This window comes from Devosia sp. 919, from assembly GCF_013185965.1.
Classification (GTDB): domain Bacteria; phylum Pseudomonadota; class Alphaproteobacteria; order Rhizobiales; family Devosiaceae; genus Devosia.
This window is the reverse complement of the sequence record NZ_JABAOL010000002.1, coordinates 166,733-183,409: the sequence shown is the minus strand read 5'-3', so window position 1 is coordinate 183,409 and position 16,677 is coordinate 166,733. Positions and strand designations below refer to the sequence as shown.

18 protein-coding genes are annotated in these 16,677 nt (G+C 60.6%); 12 read left to right on the top strand and 6 right to left on the bottom strand.

Annotated elements, in window-relative coordinates; genetic code table 11:
* Positions 1-5 precede the first annotated feature (5 nt).
* The 11 genes from HRQ64_RS18320 to HRQ64_RS18270 all read left to right on the top strand — a co-directional run bounded on the left by HRQ64_RS18320 (position 6) and on the right by HRQ64_RS18270 (position 9,891).
* Entirely contained in the window at positions 6-1,205 is a 1,200-nt protein-coding gene (locus HRQ64_RS18320; RefSeq protein ID WP_172125457.1) for an amidohydrolase/deacetylase family metallohydrolase, read from the top strand.
* Positions 1,206-1,467: 262 nt separating this feature from the next.
* A complete protein-coding gene (locus HRQ64_RS18315; protein WP_172125455.1) occupies positions 1,468-2,682 on the top strand; it encodes an ABC transporter substrate-binding protein in 1,215 nt (404 codons plus the stop codon).
* Between the two features lie 74 nt (positions 2,683-2,756).
* Positions 2,757-3,617, top strand: a complete 861-nt coding sequence (locus HRQ64_RS18310) for a sugar ABC transporter permease (RefSeq protein WP_172125452.1) — start codon at positions 2,757-2,759, stop codon at positions 3,615-3,617.
* Complete coding sequence (locus HRQ64_RS18305; RefSeq protein ID WP_172125450.1) at positions 3,614-4,474, top strand: carbohydrate ABC transporter permease; 861 nt, start codon at positions 3,614-3,616, stop codon at positions 4,472-4,474. Before HRQ64_RS18310 ends, HRQ64_RS18305 begins: the two co-directional genes overlap by 4 nt.
* Positions 4,475-4,500: 26 nt before the next feature.
* A complete protein-coding gene (locus HRQ64_RS18300; RefSeq protein ID WP_172125448.1) occupies positions 4,501-5,316 on the top strand; it encodes an aldo/keto reductase in 816 nt (271 codons plus the stop codon).
* A 26-nt stretch (positions 5,317-5,342) separates the two neighbouring features.
* Positions 5,343-6,404 (top strand): sn-glycerol-3-phosphate ABC transporter ATP-binding protein UgpC, encoded by a 1,062-nt coding sequence (ugpC, locus tag HRQ64_RS18295; RefSeq protein ID WP_172125446.1) that lies wholly within the window; start codon positions 5,343-5,345, stop codon positions 6,402-6,404.
* A gap of 85 nt (positions 6,405-6,489) precedes the next feature.
* Positions 6,490-7,242, top strand: a complete 753-nt coding sequence (locus tag HRQ64_RS18290; RefSeq protein WP_172125444.1) for a ribonuclease activity regulator RraA — start codon at positions 6,490-6,492, stop codon at positions 7,240-7,242.
* Between the two features lie 13 nt (positions 7,243-7,255).
* Positions 7,256-7,753 carry a 2,4'-dihydroxyacetophenone dioxygenase family protein gene (locus HRQ64_RS18285; protein WP_248307269.1) on the top strand — a complete coding sequence of 166 codons (498 nt, stop codon included), beginning with the start codon at positions 7,256-7,258 and terminating at the stop codon, positions 7,751-7,753.
* Entirely contained in the window at positions 7,731-8,504 is a 774-nt protein-coding gene (locus HRQ64_RS18280) for an SDR family oxidoreductase (protein ID WP_172125442.1), read from the top strand. Before HRQ64_RS18285 ends, HRQ64_RS18280 begins: the two co-directional genes overlap by 23 nt.
* Positions 8,505-8,567: 63 nt before the next feature.
* A complete protein-coding gene (locus tag HRQ64_RS18275; RefSeq protein WP_172125440.1) occupies positions 8,568-9,041 on the top strand; it encodes a heme-degrading domain-containing protein in 474 nt (157 codons plus the stop codon).
* Between the two features lie 67 nt (positions 9,042-9,108).
* The gene (locus HRQ64_RS18270; protein WP_172125438.1) at positions 9,109-9,891 is read left to right on the top strand and encodes an SDR family oxidoreductase; all 783 of its coding nucleotides are present in this window, start codon (positions 9,109-9,111) and stop codon (positions 9,889-9,891) included.
* 97 nt (positions 9,892-9,988) lie between these two features.
* Here the strand turns inward: HRQ64_RS18270 and araD1 are convergent, their stop codons facing one another.
* The 4 genes from araD1 to HRQ64_RS18250 all read right to left on the bottom strand — a co-directional run bounded on the left by araD1 (position 9,989) and on the right by HRQ64_RS18250 (position 13,883).
* A complete protein-coding gene (araD1, locus tag HRQ64_RS18265) occupies positions 9,989-10,984 on the bottom strand; it encodes an AraD1 family protein (protein ID WP_172125436.1) in 996 nt (331 codons plus the stop codon).
* Between the two features lie 87 nt (positions 10,985-11,071).
* Positions 11,072-12,058, bottom strand: a complete 987-nt coding sequence (locus tag HRQ64_RS18260) for a TRAP transporter substrate-binding protein (RefSeq protein WP_172125434.1) — start codon at positions 12,056-12,058, stop codon at positions 11,072-11,074.
* Positions 12,059-12,087: 29 nt separating this feature from the next.
* Positions 12,088-13,365, bottom strand: coding sequence for a TRAP transporter large permease subunit (locus HRQ64_RS18255; protein ID WP_172125432.1), 1,278 nt, complete (start codon positions 13,363-13,365; stop codon positions 12,088-12,090).
* A complete protein-coding gene (locus tag HRQ64_RS18250; protein WP_172125430.1) occupies positions 13,362-13,883 on the bottom strand; it encodes a TRAP transporter small permease in 522 nt (173 codons plus the stop codon). Before HRQ64_RS18250 ends, HRQ64_RS18255 begins: the two co-directional genes overlap by 4 nt.
* A 139-nt stretch (positions 13,884-14,022) precedes the next feature.
* Between HRQ64_RS18250 and HRQ64_RS18245 the strand changes: the two genes are divergently transcribed.
* Positions 14,023-14,985 (top strand): LysR family transcriptional regulator, encoded by a 963-nt coding sequence (locus HRQ64_RS18245; protein ID WP_210258709.1) that lies wholly within the window; start codon positions 14,023-14,025, stop codon positions 14,983-14,985.
* A gap of 740 nt (positions 14,986-15,725) precedes the next feature.
* Here the strand turns inward: HRQ64_RS18245 and HRQ64_RS18240 are convergent.
* Both HRQ64_RS18240 and HRQ64_RS18235 read right to left on the bottom strand, forming a co-directional pair.
* Positions 15,726-16,187, bottom strand: a complete 462-nt coding sequence (locus HRQ64_RS18240) for a hypothetical protein (protein ID WP_172125428.1) — start codon at positions 16,185-16,187, stop codon at positions 15,726-15,728.
* Entirely contained in the window at positions 16,188-16,481 is a 294-nt protein-coding gene (locus HRQ64_RS18235; RefSeq protein WP_210258708.1) for a hypothetical protein, read from the bottom strand. It abuts the gene before it with no gap.
* Between the last annotated feature and the right edge of the window lie 196 nt (positions 16,482-16,677).

Here is a 16,677-nt window from a genome sequence, read left to right as displayed (position 1 = left end):
GGCCGGTGGGGGGCGCGAACTCGGGCGAACAGTCGCCCGAGCCGCTGCTTATCCGGGGCGGGCGCGTGATTGATCCCGGGTCGGGCTTTGACCAGGTGGCTGATGTGCTGCTGGCGCAAGGGCGGGTGGCGGCGATTAGCCGTGACTTGCCGACGAATGATGGGGCGGAGTTCGATGCCCATGGTGCCCTTGTGGTGCCGGGCCTGATTGATATGCACACCCATGCCTATTGGGGTGGCACGCTGCTGGGCGTCAATGCCGACAAGCTGGGGCCTCGTTCAGGCGTGACCACCTGGGTGGATTGCGGCAGCGCTGGTGCGGCGACCTTTGAGGGCTTTTTGTATCATGTGATCCGGCCCAGCCGGGTGCGCATCCTGCCCTTGATCAACCTGTCTTATATCGGGCTGACCGCAGCCGGCAATCTCAGCATGGATGTGGGCGAGCTGCACGATTGGCGCTTTGCCGATCTGCGTGAACTGGCGCGCATGCGCGACACCCATGGGGGTGAGATCGCCGGGGTGAAGCTGCGGGCGAGCAACAATGCCTGTGGCGAGAACGGGCCCATGTTGCTGCCGCTGGCACGTGAGGCCGCCGATATGCTCGGCGTGCCGCTGATGGTCCATGTGGGCGCGGCGCCCCCGACTATCGATGAGGTGCTGCCGTTTCTGGCGGAAGGGGATATCCTCACCCATATCTACAATCCGGCCCTTGGGGGCGGCGTTCTGGATGCTCGCGGCAAGCTGCGGACCAGCGTGCGCGACGCCCTAGCGCGTGGCGTGCGCATGGATGTGGGGCATGGCGGCAGCAGTTTTTCGTTTCGGATCGCCGAGCTCGCGATGGATCAGGGTTTGCTGCCCGATGCCATCAGCACCGATCTGCATGCGCACAACGTCGATGGACCGGTGTTCGATCTGCTGGCGGTTATGGCCAAGTTCGGCGCGCTGGGGATGGATCTCGTCGAGGTGCTGCGGCTGGTGACGGCCAGCCCTGCAACGGTGATGCGGCACCCTGAGCTTGGGCGGCTCGGCGTTGGCGGCGAGGCCGATCTCGCGGTGTTTCGGCTCGAGGCGGGTGGAGACGAGCTGGTGGATTCCGAGGGGCAGATACGACAAGCGCCCTGGCGGCTGCGCAATGAACTGACCGTCTGCCGCGGGCAGGTGCTCCACAGCTTTGAGGATGGCAGATCCGAAGGGCGTCACTACTGAGCTGGGCAGGCAGAACTTGACGGCCAGACTGGTTGACAAGAGGTGGGCTTCTGCGCCACAGTGCATAATAGAACTAACAGAATTCAAATATGAACTGGATCGCTCATAAGATCCGCTGTTGGCCGGGAGACTTGCAAATTCGCTGGGCCTTTGAGGCCGAGCCGCCGTGGGCGGGTGATTGCGGCGTCCGGGCCGTTCGAGTTTCCGCCGGTGAAGGACGCCGGCGCGTTGTAACCGCGACCTTGTCGCTATGGGAGGAATGATGAAGAATTCGACGATCAAGACCATGTTGGCGGGCGCCGTTTCGGTCGTGGCGCTGAGCAGCGGCATGGCTTTCGCCGGCGAAGTTGTGTGGTGGACCCCCAACTTCAACGAGGCGCGTGCTCGTGAACTGGTGACCAAGTTCCAGGAAGCGCATCCGGAAATCACCGTGAACCTGCAGATCACGACGACCGATGGTTTGCCACAGCGCGTGCTGACTGCATTGCAGTCCGGGGCTGCCCCCGATGTGATCGACGTGCAGCATGGCTGGGTGAACGGCTATGCCCAGAATAATCTCGTGATCCCGCTCGATGACGTGCTGCAGGATCGCGAGGACTATGTTCCGGCCGCGCTCGATTACGTCACCTTCGACAACCAGCTCTGGGGCATGCCCTACCGCATTGAATCCATTGCGGTGATCTACAACAGGGGCCACTTCACCGAGGCTGGTCTTGACCCCGAAAACCCGCCCCAGACCTGGGACGAGTTGGTGGCGGCAGGTGAGGCGCTGACGCGCGACGGCCGTTCCGGCTTTGCGATCACCGGCGGCGGGGAAGTCGGCAACACGATTTTCCGCTCCATGCCCTTCATGTGGATGAATGGCGGCGGCATCATCTCGGAAGACGGCACGCAGGTGTTGGTCAACAGCCCCGAAACGGTGGAAGCGGTGACGTTCTATACCGACTTTTACAAGAATGGCATTTCCCCCAGCTCCACCCTGGAAAATGACGGCACCGCCAACCGGCGTCTGTTCATTGCCGAAACCGTCTCAATGTACCAGGCGGGCCAGTTCGACGTGAACTCGATCAAGACCGAGAACCCCAATATCGATATTGGGGTGATGACCATCCCGCATCCTGAGGGCAAAGACACGGCAGCGGTGCTGGGTGGCTGGAGCTTTGTGGTGCCGGCGTACGCCAAGAACCCTGACGAGGCCAAGGTCCTGGTGGGTTTCCTTGCCGAAGCGGAAAACCAGGGCGCTCTGACTGACACCTTCCCGGCCCGCCTGAGCGCTATGGAACTGCCGCGCTTCGACGATCCGATCCTGCAGGTCTACAAGCAGATGCTGCCCTTCGGTCGTCCGGCTCCGGCCCATCCGAACTGGGTGCAGATTACCCAGGCCTATTTTGATGGCATCCAGCGCATCCTGCTGGGTGACGAGGATCCGCAGACCGCCATGGACGGCGCTGCCGAAGAAATCGAAGCCTTGCTCTAAACTCTGCTTCTCCCCGTACCCCGGTGGTCAAAAGCCGCCGGGGTATTGTTTATCCCTCGCTTTCGGTGGCCGCCATGCAACGACAGTCCACAGGCTATTTGTTTGTTCTGCCCGCCCTTTTAGTGCTGGGCCTGCTGATCGCCTATCCGGTGGCTTATACGGGCCTGCTCAGCGTCACTGACAACAAGGGCAGTTATGTCGGCGTGGAAAACTTCGCCCGCATCCTGGGCGCTCGCGCCACCCCCACCGCCTTCATGAACACGCTCTGGTGGGTATTCGGCTCCATCGTGTTCCAGGTGATCCTGGGCGTATTGGCCGCGATCCTCCTCAATCAGAACTTCCGGGGCCGCGCGATTGTGCGCTCTGTGACGCTGATCCCATGGGTCGTGCCCGGTATCGTGGCCGCAACGACCTGGGCCTGGATGCTCCACACCGAATTCGGCATCATCAACTATATGCTGACAGCGCCCGGGATCATGCCCGAGCCCGTGGGTTGGCTGACCAACGGCAGCACGGTGCTGCCGGTGATGATCGCCATTAATATCTGGAAGATGTTTCCCTTTGTCGCCATCATGGTGCTGGCGGGCCTGCAATCCATCCCCAACGATCTCTATGAAGCCGCGCGGATCGATGGCGCCAGCTTTTGGGAAGAGGTCTGGTACGTGATGCTGCCCCAGGTGCGGCCGGTGATCGTCGCGGTGACGCTGTTGCTCGTGATCTGGGCACTCAACCACATCACCATCATCTATGCGATCACCCGCGGCGGGCCTGCCAACCGGACACTGATCACCCCGATCCAGATCTTCCGCACCGCTTTTGAGAGTACCCAGTTCAACCAGGCCGCGGCACTGTCGGTGATGTTCTTCGCCGTCGCGATCGTGGTCGTCTTTATCTATATCCGCACCCTCGCCTCCAATGCCGGAGAGACCCGATGAGCGCTGTTGCTTCCGTCCCTGCCAAGCTCAAGCGCACGGGATTGCCGGTGCCGTTGATCATCATCGGCTCGCTGCTGCTGGTGTTTGTGTGCCTGTTTCCGTTCTGGTGGATGGGGCTCTCGTCGATCAAGACGCTGCGGGAACTCTATACCATTCCGCCCATCTGGTGGCCGAGCATGCCCACGCTCGAGAACTATCGGAAGGTATTGTTTGAATCCAACATCCCGCGCTACTTCCTCAACAGCGTGGTGGTGTCGGTCGGCTCGACCGGGCTGGCACTGATCCTGGCGATCTTTGCGTCCTATGGCTTTGCCCGCTTCAACTTCCGGGGCAAGCCAGTGCTGCAAAGCTTTGTGCTGGTGGGGCAGCTACTTCCGACAGCGGCGATCATCGTGCCCTTGTTCATCACCCTGCGCGTGCTGGGCCTGGTGAACACCTATTGGGGGCTGATCCTCGTTTACATGATCCTGACGCTGCCGCTTTCCGTGTGGATGCTGACGAGCTATTTCAAGGCCATTCCAGTAGAGCTCGAGGAAGCCGCGATCATCGATGGGGCGAGCCGCATCGGCTGCCTGTTCCGAATCACGCTGCCGCTGTCGGTGCCCGGGCTCGTCTCCGTGCTGGTTTATGCCTTTGTTACCACCTGGAACGAGTTCATCTTCGCGCTCTGCTTTGCGACGGACTCCTCGGTCAAGACGCTGCCGATCGGGTTGGCGGAATTCTCGACCGAGTTCAACACCGACTGGGGCGCCGTGATGGCCGCTTCAGTGGTGATGACGCTGCCGATCGCGATCCTCTTCTTATCCATGCAGCGCCTGTTTGTGGGCGGCATGACCGCTGGCGCCACCAAGGGCTAGTTCCAACCACCGAAAGGGCCGACTTCATGGCAGTCTCGACATCTATTCCACCCCTGGGCCTTGGTACCTTTGGGCGCACTGGTCCCGAAGGAATCGAGGCGATCTCGACGGCGCTCGAGATCGGCTATCGCCATCTCGACACGGCGCAAAGCTACGACACTGAAGCAACGGTTGGCGAAGCCGTGCGGCGCGCGGGCCTCAAACGGGAGGAAGTGTTCATCACCACCAAGGTCGCCGATACGCGCCTTGCGCCGGCCGACTTCATGCCGAGCGTGCGCCAGAGCCTCGAGACGATCGGGGTGGACCAGGTCGATCTGCTGCTGATCCACTGGCCGGTACCCGAAGAAACGGTGCCGTTCGAAAGCTATATGAGCGCTTTGAAAGAGGCGCAGGACTCCGGCCATGCCCGGCTGATTGGCGTGTCGAACTTCACCATTGCGCTGCTTGAACGGGCTGAAAAGTTGCTGGGCAAGGGAGCGCTGGCGACCAACCAGGTCGAGATTCATCCCTGGTTGCAGGTTCCCAAGCTGCGCGACTACGCGCGGGGTGCGGGCCTGCAACTCACCGCCTACCAGCCCCTGGTCAAGGGGCAGGTCGCGAGCGATCCCGTGCTTGTCGGTATTGCCAGAGAGCTTGGCAGCAGCCCGGCCGCCGTGGCACTGGCCTTCCTCATGGCCGAGGGGCACATCGTCATTCCGGCCTCAGCCAGCCGTACCAATCTGGTCAGCAACTGGGCTGCCACCACCATCACCCTGACCCCCGAGCACATGGATGCCATCCGCCGGCTCGATCGCGGTTATCGCCACATCAACCCGACCAAGTCTCCGCGCTGGGACGACTGACGGGTTCGCTCGAGAAAGGTTTCTCCATGGGTTCAGTTTCCATTCGCGACGCTCGCAAATCCTACGGCACCGTCGAAATTCTTCACGGTGTTTCCATCGATATCGCGGACGGGGAGTTCGTGGTGCTGGTGGGTCCGTCGGGTTGCGGTAAATCCACCCTGCTGCGCATGCTGGCGGGTCTCGAAGATATTTCGGGGGGTGAGATCGCCATCGACGGCAAGGTCGTCAATGCGCTGCCTCCCAAGGAACGGGACATCGCCATGGTGTTCCAGAGCTATGCGCTTTATCCGCATATGACGGTGGCGCAGAACATGGGCTTTTCACTCAAGCTTGCTCGCGCCCCCAAGGACGAGATCAATCGCCGCGTCGCCGTGGCCGCCCAGATGCTCAGCCTTGATCCCTATCTCGATCGCTATCCGCGCCAACTTTCGGGTGGGCAGCGCCAGCGCGTGGCCATGGGCCGTGCCATGGTGCGCGACCCGAAAGTGTTTCTGTTCGATGAGCCACTGTCGAACCTTGACGCGAAACTGCGCGTCCAGATGCGCTCCGAGATCAAGCAGAACCACCAGCGCCTGAGCACCACGACGGTTTATGTAACGCACGACCAGATCGAGGCCATGACCATGGCCGACCGTATCGTCGTCATGCATGATGGCATTGTGGAGCAAATCGGCACGCCCCTCGAGCTGTACGACTATCCGGACAACCTGTTTGTCGCTGCTTTCATTGGCTCGCCCTCCATGAATATACTGGGTGGCAAGTTGCAGAGCGGCCAGTTCCTGGCCGCCGATGGCAGTGGCATTGCGCTGCCTTTCGCTCCGACAGGGATGGACGGGCGTGCCGTAAGCCTGGGCATCCGGCCCGAGCACTTCGTGCTCGATCCCACCGGATTTCCGGCCGAGATCATCACCGTTGAACCCACCGGCTCGGAAACCCAGGTCGCCATGCGGCTGGCCGGTCATGATGTCGTCGGTGTGTTCCGCGAGCGCATTACTGCGCGGCCAGGCGAAACTATCCCCGTGCGGGCCGACCAGGCGCGTATTCACCTATTCGACAGCCAAACTGGCAAGCGGATCCAGCAGGGCTAAGGCACTGCCGGGACTGACCCTTCGGGTCCTACTGCAACATGCCCGTCAGCCGGGCAACCATTCTTCCCTTCTCAAGGCGTTAGTTATGCAATCTCCCGAAGACATCAAGGACATCGTGCGTCCATCGCGCGCCCACTGCGAGGCGCTCGCCAAGATCGGCACCGCGACGGCGAGCAGCGAATTGAGCCTTCTCGGCATTCGCGACGCCCAAATCCGGGGGCCGCGACCGCTCAAGACCGGCCGTTCGGTCGCTGGGGCAGCGCTGACGCTGCAGATGATGCCCAAGCGCGAGGACCTTTATGGCTCGGACGAATATGAGAACCCGGAGCGCCAGCTGCACCGTCATGTCATGTATTACGCCCAGGATGGGGACATGGTGGTGGTGGATGCCCGCGGCGACATGGGGAGCGGCATTTTCGGCGAGATGATGCTGACCTATCTCGCCGGCCGGGGCGGCTCCGGCATCGTGGTGGATGGTTGCATTCGCGACTCCGCCGAAGCGGCCAAGCTCGACCTCGGTATTTGGGTCAAGGGCGTTACCCCGAACTACCATGCTCAGACCAATCTCATCCCCTTTGCCGTCAATGTGCCGATCGCCTGCGGCGGCGCTCTGGTGATGCCGGGCGATATCATCGTGGCCGATGATGACGGCGTCGTTGTGGTGCCAGTGGGGCTGGCCGAAAAGCTGATCGAAGGCGCCAGCAAGCATGCGGAGTGGGAAGAATTTGCACGATTGCGCCTGTCGCAAGGTGCCGATCTGCGCAAATATTATCCCTTGAGCGCTGAAGCTGAGCCAGAATATCAGGCCTGGCGGGCGGAGAATCCACTGCAGAAGTAAGGGACATGCAGCAATGTACAGCACGATGAACGGCTCGGCGCATCCATTGGCGCCGCCCGAGATCGCGGTCAAGGCAGTGCCTGATGATGAGCGGGTCTGGGTGCCGCAGGCGGAGGGTGTGTGGTTCCGGCCGCTGATGCTCAACACGCTGGTGGGACAGTGGTGCAATCTGTTGCGGGTGCGCCGCTCGGGGGTGCTGTCGCGGCACCTGCATCCTAACCCGGTGCATGGCTATGTGATCAAGGGGCGCTGGCATTATCGCGAGCATGACTGGGTGGCCGAGACGGGTTCTTATGTGTTCGAGCCGCCCGGCGAAATTCACACGCTGCTGGTGCCCGAGGATGTGGAGGAGATGATCACCTTCTTCAACATCACCGGCTCGATGGTTTATCTCGACGAGAACAACCAGCATGTCGGCTACGAGGACGTGTTCACCAAGATCGACATGTGCCGCGCCCATTACGACAAAATCGGGTTGGGGGCGGACTATGTCGACCAGTTCATCCGCTGAGACCGTGAATTACGACTGGGCCCGCGGCTGGTACGCGGGCAAGCGGGTGCTTGTGACTGGCGGCACTTCGGGGATCGGCGCCGCCGTGGCGCGGGCGTTTGTGCTTTCGGGTGCCCACGTCACTGCGACGGGCGTGGCGCAGCGCGAGATCGATGCGCTGTCCGGGGATGCGGATTTTGCCGGGGCGGAACTGGGCCTCCTCGATGTGCGCGATGCCGCGGCCATCGGAGAGCTCGTGGGCAAGCTGCCGGCGCTCGATATCCTGGTCAATTGCGCGGGGATGATCCGGCGGGGCGAGGAACTGGATCCAGAGGTGTTCGAGCAGGTGCTTGACGTCAATCTTAATGGCACGATGCGAATGTGTTCGGCGGCGCGGCCGCTGCTGGCGGCAGTTGGGCAGGGGAGCATCGTCAATCTTGCGTCCATGCTGTCGTTTTTCGGCGGTGGGCTGGTGCCGGGCTATGCGGCGAGCAAGGGTGGCGTCAATCAGCTGACCAAGTCGCTCGCCATCGCCTTTGCCAGGGACGGCATCCGCGTCAATGCGGTGGCACCGGGCTGGATCGCGACGCCGCTGACGCAGGCGCTGCGCGATGATCCTGCACGTTCGGACCCGATCCTGGCGCGCACCCCGATGGGGCGATGGGGCCGTCCCGAGGACGTGGCCAATGCGGTGCTGTATCTGTGCTCGCCGGCGGCCGGGTTTGTCACCGGATCGACGTTAGTCGTCGATGGCGGCTATTCCATCACCTAACGGGGCGAGATCCTCCCAGTCTTTATCCGCTTCAGAACAGCCCAACATCGCCGGAGTTCAATCGTGACACCCACCCCCCCAACGCTGGACGACCTGCTCGCCCAGGAGGCAGACCTGCTGTTGAGCCGCTTTGACTACGCCACGGCCTGGCAGATCGGCGCCTTTATCCAGGCGGAAGCGAGCCGTCGCAACCTGCCCATCGGCATTGAGGTGTCGCATGGCGCAACGCCCGTCTTCCTGGCGCTGATGCCAGGCTCGACGCCGGACAATGTGGATTGGGTAAGGCGCAAGCGCGCCGTGGCGCTGCGTTTTTATCACAGCTCACTCTATATGCGCCTTCTGTGCGAGAGCAAGCAGTGGAACTTTGCGGCTCGCTACCGGCTCCCCGACAGCGACTATGCCGCCAGTGGCGGCGGCGTGCCGATTTGCGTGCGCGATGTCGGGGTGGTCGGCGCCGTGGCGGTCAGCGGCTTGCCCGATGTGGAGGATCATCGGCTCGCGGTTCAGGCGCTGCGGAGCGTTGCTGCGCTGTCGTGAGCGCCGAACACAGCTTGCGGCTGGCGCGGCCGAGCCAGCGCCAAGAACGATGAAATGGAACTTCACCATGGCCTATGACGACACCGCCTTGCGGTCGATCCATCCCAGTTTGGCCGGGCGATCGGTCTTCATCTCGGGCGGCGGCAGCGGCATCGGCGCCGCGCATGTCAAAGCCTTTGCCGAGCAGGGGGCGCGCGTCGGCTTCGTTGATATCGCCCGGGACGAGTCTCAAATTTTGGTGGAAGCCGTGGTTGCTGCGGGTCATGAGCGGCCGGTTTTTGTTTCAGCCGATCTCACCGACGCTTCGGCCTTGCAGGACGCCATCCACACCATTGTTGGTGCCAATGGCAGCATCGATGTGCTTGTCAACAATGCCGCCAATGATCAGCGCCATAGACTAGATGACGTCACCTCCGAGTTCTTCGACGAGCGCATCGCCGTGAACCTCAAGCATTTCGTCTTGGCCGCCCGTGCGGTCGCTCCCGCCATGCGCGCCAAAGGTGGCGGCGTGATCATCAATACCGGCTCGATCAGTTGGCGCGGCGGTTTCAGCAACATGCCGCTCTACATGACGGCCAAGGCCGGCATCGAGGGCCTGACGCGAGCACTCGCCCGCGACCTAGGGCCGGACCGCGTCCGCGTTAATTGCATCATTCCCGGTTGGACCATGACCGAACGGCAATTAACCCTGTGGATTGACGATGCTGCGCTCCAGACCATCAAGGAGAAGCAGTGCCTACCAGACCCCGTTTACCCCCAGGACATCGCCAACATGGCCACTTGGCTTGCCTTGGACGACAGCCGTATGGTCACAGGCCAGATCATGGTCGTCGACGGCGGCTGGACTTAGCCTACATTGTCAGGCCGTCGCGGCAGGAGGATGGTTGAACTACCCCCGGGTCGTCGTGAGTTGGCCCCGCGCCATTACCGGCGCGAGGTCACCATCATTATAGCGATTTGACCGGGTTGAGGCCGTTCCTAGAGGGGGCCAAGGAAATGGCATTGCTCAGCGGACGGCCGAATTCGGGGATGCTGATCTCGAACACATCGCCGACCTGGGTCTTGATGCCATCGCCGAACGAGGCGACCGAAGTGCCCATGAACTGCACATGCACATCGCCAGGGCGCAGAAATTGGTCATACTTGAAGTGATGGTATTCGAGGTTGGCGAGGGAGTGGCACATATTGTCCTCCCCGGTGGGGAAAGACTTTTCCCACAGAGTTGCGCCGTCACGCAGGATACGGACATGGCCGACAAGATTTGACGGCAGGTCGCCGATGAGCAGCTCCGGACCATAGGCGCAAAAGCGCAGCTTGGAATGGGCGAGGTAGAGGTAGTTCTTCTTTTCGGTGACGTGGTCAGTGGTCTCATTGCCCACCGCAAAGCCGACGCGCCAGGGCGCGCCATCAGGGGCAATAACATAGAGCCCAACTACTTCGGGTTCTTCGCCCGAATCTTCGGCGAAGTCTGGCATCGGCAGCGGCTGGCCCGGACGGGACACGATAGCGCCGTCCCCTTTGTAGAACCATTCCGGCTGAACCCCGGCCTTACCGGCCTCGGGCTTGCCGCCTTCGACGCCCCACTTGAAGATGCGCATGGAGTCGTTGAGTTCAGCTTCGGCGCCAGCGATCTTGGCGTGCATCTGGCTGCGGGCCGCGGCGCTGCCCGTATGGGTCAGGCCAGTGCCGGCTATAACCGTATGGGCCGAATCTTCATGGTCGAGCGGCGGCAGGACGCGACCGGCTGCCAGGAGCGCATCGTAGTCATGCGTTTCGCCCGTGCCCCGAACCTCGACCTCTTCGGAGAGCGAATGGCCGGCAGCGATGGCGTCCAGCGCTAGCTGGCGGACCGTGGCCGTGCCGTTGAGGGTGAGAATGGCATTGCCGTCAACCACGCCAACGGCGCGCGCGCCATCGGTCGGCTCGAACTGAATCAGCCGCATGAAAAGTACTCCGTTATCTTTGAAATGTGGGGGCCCGTAGCTAGGGCCCAACTCGGAAGGCGGTTAGCCGCCTCCCGTCTGGGCTGCTTAATTGGCGCCCATGTCTTCGCGCGCCTGCTGGATAAGATCGGCGCCGATGGTTTCGGTGAATTCCGCGACGACGGGAGCGACGGTCTCGCGCATGCGTGCCATTTCCTCGTCGGACAGTCGGGTCACTTCCATGCCTTCTTGTTCGAGCAACCCGATTAGTCGGTCCGCATCAGTACGCGAAAGGTTGCGTTGGAAATCGGCGGACTCCCGGGCAGCTTCCATCACCAGCGCCTGATCCTCGGCCGGAAGGCTATCGAACCATGTTTTCGATGCCAGCAGCAGGTATGGCGTGTAGACGTGACCGGTCAGTGCCAGATGATCCTGAACTTCGTAGAAGCGGCTGGAATAGATCAGGCCTACAGGGGTCTCCTGAGCGTCCACGGCGCGGGTTTCAAGCGCCGTGAAGAGTTCAGGGTAAGGCAGGGGAACGGGGTTGGCGCCGAGTGCGGTGAAGGTGGAGATGAACAGCGGATTAGGAATGACGCGGATGTTGAGGCCGGCTACGTCATTAACCGAATTGATCGGGCGCACCGCATTGGTCATGTGCCGGAAACCGTTATCCCAATAGGCAAGTCCTACCATGTTGAGGGCGTCGAGCTTGGCGAACAGGGCGTTGCCGACGCGTCCGTCCATGACCTTATCGACGGCTTCGAAATCGGGGTAGAAGAAGGGAAGGTCAAAGATCAAGTATTCGGGGATGGAGCCGACGAGGTTAGAGGTCGGTCCGACCATCATCTCCATGATGCCGCCCTGGAGCGAGGACTGCATCTGGGGCTCGTTGCCGAGCGTGCCATTGCCGAATTTTTGGATCTCAATGCGGCCTTCGGATTTTTCGCTCACCAGTTCGACGAACTTGTTGACACCTTGGCCGACGGGGTGATCCTCGGTCGGGACGTAGCCAATGCGGGCAGTCTGGGCTGTAGCGGGCAGGCCAGCTGCAACTAGCATCAGGGCAGTGGCGGTGAGCAGTTGCGTTAGCTTCATTGGTTCCTCCGGTTTTTTTGTTGGGTCGTTTAAAAGAACAAGGAAAGTGGGGCGGTAACGATGGCTGGGAACAAGATCAGCAAGATGAGCACGGCGCATTCGGCCAGCAGGAAGGGCAGGACACCCACGATCGAGCGTTCGAGCGGAATGCGGGCCACACCACTAACGGTGTTAAGCACTGCACCTACGGGAGGAGTGATCATGCCTATGGCGGCGCAGATGATGAATACGACACCAAAATAGATCGGGTCGATGCCGGCGGCGTTTACTACCGGCATGAGAACTGGCACCAAAATGGTGATGGACGGAGTAAAGTCGAGCACGCTGCCGATGATGAAGACGCCCAACATCATCAGGGCCATAACTAATATCGGCTGATCGATGAACGGGCTAAGCAGGCCAATCACTTGCGCCGGAACATTCGCCACGGTGATCAGGAATCCGCTGACGCTTGATGCGGCGACCAGCAGCATGATGATCGCGGTGAGCTTGGCCGAAGCCAAGAGGCAGTTGTAGAGGCCTCTGAACGTCATCTCGCGGTAAATCACCACGCTAACCAGCATGGCATATGCCGCTGCCACAATGCCGGCCTCGGTGGGGGTGAATACGCCCATGCGCAAGCCGACCACGATGATGACGGGAAGCAGCAGGGCCCAGATCGCCCTGCGGATGGCCGAGAGAACCTGACGGCCGCTCTGACGCGGCAGGGTTTGGACATTGTCCCGGCGCGAGATGAACCACCAGGCCGCGACGAGGCTCAATGCCATCAGCAGTCCGGGTACAATCCCAGCCATAAACAGTTTGACTATGGAAAGGTTGGCCGTAACGCCTAGAACCACGAAACCAATCGATGGCGGGATGACGGGGGCGATAATGCCCGTGGCAGCCATAAGTCCGCTGGTGCGCCCCACGTCATAGCCGGCCCGGACCATCAGGGGCATCAGCATGACTGCAAGGGCAGCAGTATCGGCAATCGCAGAACCGGAGAGGGAAGCGAGGATCACCCCCGTGCCAATGACGACATAACCCAAACCGCCACGCAGGTGCCCGAACATGGCCATTGCCACGTCCACGATGCGGCGTGAAAGGCCACCTGCGGTCATCAACTCACCTGCCAGGATGAAGAAGGGGATTGCCATCAGCGGGTAACTGTCCGCCCCGTCGATCATCTTCTGGGCCAGGAACTGGGGATCGGTGAGGCCCATGAACCACATCATGGCGACGGCACAAACCATCAGGGCAAAGGCGATGGGCATACCGATAGCCATGGCTACACCGAGCGAGCCGATAAGGACGACGAGGCTCATTGGCCAGCTCCATGACTCGCTTCGAGAGGCAGGGCCGCAGTGGTGAGTGCTGCATGATTGCCGCGGGCCGAACTAAATAGATTGAAGAGGAGGATGGCGGCCCACAGGAGTGCGGCGACGACACCCGAAGCGTAGATCAGGCCGGACGACACGCCCGAAAGCGGCAGGACGTTGTTCCAGTTGAGCTGCGTCTGGCGCAGGCACCCCCAGAACACCAGCCAGCAGCAACCCAACATCAAGAGGTGGGATATCCAGAGGACGCCCACGCGAGCACGAGTGGGCAAGCGGTTGATAACGGCGTCGACCGAAAGGTGAGCGCCTTCACGCAGAGCGACGACGCTGCCCAGCATGATGATCCAGACGAAGATCAAGCGAGATATTTCCACCGAGATGGGAATGCCCGAACGCAGGCCGTAGCGCAGCACCACGTTCCAGAAGACCAAGAGGCACATCACGGCCATGCCCAGGACGAGCAAATGCTCCATCCAGCGAAAGATGACGAATTTTGGCTTGTTCAACCCCAGCCCTCCTCATGCGCAAAGTGTCCGCCTTGAGATGGCGGGTCCTTGGATTACACGCATGCTGGTTTCTCTAGCGGCCGCTTACTAGCGTGTATAATGAGGTGTTCTGATAATGGTATGAGGGGGAGTTATATCAGTGCTGCCATCTTTGGATTCCATGGCGGCGCGCCTGCGCCTGCGCCATTTCCGACTGCTCATCGCGCTTGAAGACCACGGCTCCATCCAGAAGGCGGCCGACGCGGTGGCGTTGACCCAGCCAGGTGCGACCAAGGCATTGCAGGAAATAGAAGCTGCCATGGGCGAGCAGTTGTTCGTCCGCAACTATCGCGGCTTGGAGCCGAACGAGCTTGGACATTGCGTGATCCGCTATGCACGGATGGTGATGATGGACATGCAACACCTGCGCGACGAGATGAAGGCGGTGCTCGAAGGGGTCGGCGGGCGACTGTCAATCGGCATGATAATGGGCGCTGTTCCACTCGCCATGCAGAGCCTCTCCCGCTTGCTGCACAAGCAGCCCCAACTCTCGGTTCAGGTGCACGAGGATACCAGCGCCCGGCTACTTCATCTTATCGATGACGGCCGGCTCGACATTGCCATTTGCCGCACCAGCGTCAGCCACCGACCTGAACAGTATCACACGCTCAAGGTAAAGGATGAGCAGCTGTGCATTGCAGTCAGCGTGCAACATCCCTGCGCCAAGCTGAGCGCCGTGACTCTCGAGGATGTCGCAGACTATCCGTGGATCGTCTGCTCGGCCAATATGCCGATGCGCCGGCTACTCGAGCGCGAGTTCAATGAGTATGGATTGCAGTTCCCGACCAATCTGGTGGAAACCACGTCTGCCTTTGCTACCATGTCTTTAATGCGGCACAGTCATCAGATGGTAGCGCTGCTGTCGACCGACGTAGGTAATTTCTTTTCGCAATCGGCGGCGGTCCGCGTGCTGCCGGTGACCCTGCGCACACGCTCCGAGCCCTATATGCTGGTTACGCGTTGGGACCGGCAACCGTCTCCCGTCATGCGAATGTTCATCGAGCAGCTCAGCGACGCCAAGCTGGAATCTCAGGCGAGTATGTCCGTATCGATCCCGGCATGACACCGAACGGGGGAATCTCAGCGGCCTTGATCGGATACCAAAAAAGACCCGCACCGTAAAAGGTGTTGCGGCCCTCGGCATGCCGGCGCAGGTGCTCGGACCTTTGGAATGGTCCAAGCCGCTGTTCAGCACTGCGCCTGTTCCGGCAGTTCGACTGGCGCGGGGTGAGAAGTGTCAGGTCACTTTTGGTCGGAACGTCCACGGAGCCAAGACCGATGGAGGCCCAACCAACTACGCGCGCCTCGCGGCCCCATCCCTCAACTCGGGCCGGGGTCGCGCCGTTCGCGAATTGAGCCAGGCCAGCTTGCGGCCAAGCCGCTCTGCCAAAGCGGAGGAGATGACCCCAAGTCTGTAACAGATCTCTGTAGATGCAAGCCTTACCTGAAGGAACTCAGGTACCTTCCGGCGGAAGTAGGTCACGCGACCTTTCAGGCGCGTGTAATGTCCGGTGCGCATGTCGATGCATGCTCCCAACTGACCGGAACGACAGCTTTGGCTGCGAACATTGCTCCCCTGCAAATCCGCAAACCGAATCGTGTCCGGTGGCCAAACTGGTGGGAAACCACGCAGTCGGGCCGGCGGCGTTGGCACTAACCTGCTGGGAACAAAGAGTTTTGCTGAGAGTGTGGCTGGGGAACCTGGACCCTCCCGTTGTCGAGAGTAGTATAGTCAATTCAATGGGTTAGCAAGATAGGTGACCGAAAAAGTGGGCCAAAGTGGGTCACCTTCTCGGTCCGGAACTAGCCGAACCGTGCCTCCCTGATATGGCTATAGTTGATGGCCTCGAACCCGGCTGATGAAGCTGCAAGATAAAGGTCTAAGTCGTCAGTGAGAAGTGTTGCTCCATCTGCAAGGGCAACTAGGACCATGTCAGTAAGACCAAGACGTGCGAAGTCCCACCCGGAGGCAACAGAATGGCTCGCTATATACGTTTCCTCCGAAGATGCGATGATGCGAGAAAACATGGTCGTGATCTCGGAGCGGATCGGATCGGCAATGTAGCGGATAAGGTTAGAAGTCTCACTCAAAACGTTGGGACATAACAGAAGGCCCGCCGAAGCGTCGATCAATTCAAGAATGACCTCAAAGTCCTTTTCGTCGAACGTTGCAAGTCGCTTATGTTTCTCGATGTATTTCCTGTTAGTCAATCCGACAGCAAACAATAGTGCCAAGTTGGTATCTATAACTACCTTTCTTGGCATTTAATCAGTCTCGATTACGTCTCTGCGCTTCATAGAAATTGCATTGCCACTCGCATCATCAATAGTAATGACCCGATAGGCCCTTTTTTGGAGCTGTTCGCCGGTAATTGCGGCCACCGCCGACCGGCTGGTGTTCCATGGGCGCGAAAATCCTATCGTGACGTTCCACTTATTGTGCCGATCATCATAGTCAACTTCCTCAAGACCAACGTTTGTGGGGTTTTCCTCAGCAAGAACCTCGGAAACAAATGCTTTCGCGGCGCTCACAGCGTCCTTTACATTCATTCGTGGCATCAGAATCTCCAGGCGGCAAAGCAATGGGCGTAGAACTGCCCCGGCACTCATACCGCAAATATGGTTCCTTAGGGCGGTGTATCTATTGCGGTGCAAAAGAAGAATTAACCGACGAGCACATAGTGCCCTTTGGGCTTGGTGGGCGCTGGGTGCTGCCAAGTTCGAGCTGCAAAGCTTGCGCGGCTCTGACATGCAC

Coding starts and splice junctions, on each gene's coding strand:
- HRQ64_RS18300 (WP_172125448.1), top strand. CDS start 4,501: ATGGCAGTCTCGACATCTATTCCACCCCTGGGCCTTGGTACCTTTGGG.
- araD1 (WP_172125436.1), bottom strand. CDS start 10,984: ATGCGGCTGATTCAGTTCGAGCCGACCGATGGCGCGCGCGCCGTTGGC.
- ugpC (WP_172125446.1), top strand. CDS start 5,343: ATGGGTTCAGTTTCCATTCGCGACGCTCGCAAATCCTACGGCACCGTC.
- HRQ64_RS18235 (WP_210258708.1), bottom strand. CDS start 16,481: ATGCCACGAATGAATGTAAAGGACGCTGTGAGCGCCGCGAAAGCATTT.
- HRQ64_RS18255 (WP_172125432.1), bottom strand. CDS start 13,365: ATGAGCCTCGTCGTCCTTATCGGCTCGCTCGGTGTAGCCATGGCTATC.
- HRQ64_RS18290 (WP_172125444.1), top strand. CDS start 6,490: ATGCAATCTCCCGAAGACATCAAGGACATCGTGCGTCCATCGCGCGCC.
- HRQ64_RS18310 (WP_172125452.1), top strand. CDS start 2,757: ATGCAACGACAGTCCACAGGCTATTTGTTTGTTCTGCCCGCCCTTTTA.
- HRQ64_RS18280 (WP_172125442.1), top strand. CDS start 7,731: ATGTCGACCAGTTCATCCGCTGAGACCGTGAATTACGACTGGGCCCGC.
- HRQ64_RS18270 (WP_172125438.1), top strand. CDS start 9,109: ATGGCCTATGACGACACCGCCTTGCGGTCGATCCATCCCAGTTTGGCC.
- HRQ64_RS18305 (WP_172125450.1), top strand. CDS start 3,614: ATGAGCGCTGTTGCTTCCGTCCCTGCCAAGCTCAAGCGCACGGGATTG.
- HRQ64_RS18285 (WP_248307269.1), top strand. CDS start 7,256: ATGTACAGCACGATGAACGGCTCGGCGCATCCATTGGCGCCGCCCGAG.
- HRQ64_RS18240 (WP_172125428.1), bottom strand. CDS start 16,187: ATGCCAAGAAAGGTAGTTATAGATACCAACTTGGCACTATTGTTTGCT.
- HRQ64_RS18315 (WP_172125455.1), top strand. CDS start 1,468: ATGAAGAATTCGACGATCAAGACCATGTTGGCGGGCGCCGTTTCGGTC.
- HRQ64_RS18260 (WP_172125434.1), bottom strand. CDS start 12,058: ATGAAGCTAACGCAACTGCTCACCGCCACTGCCCTGATGCTAGTTGCA.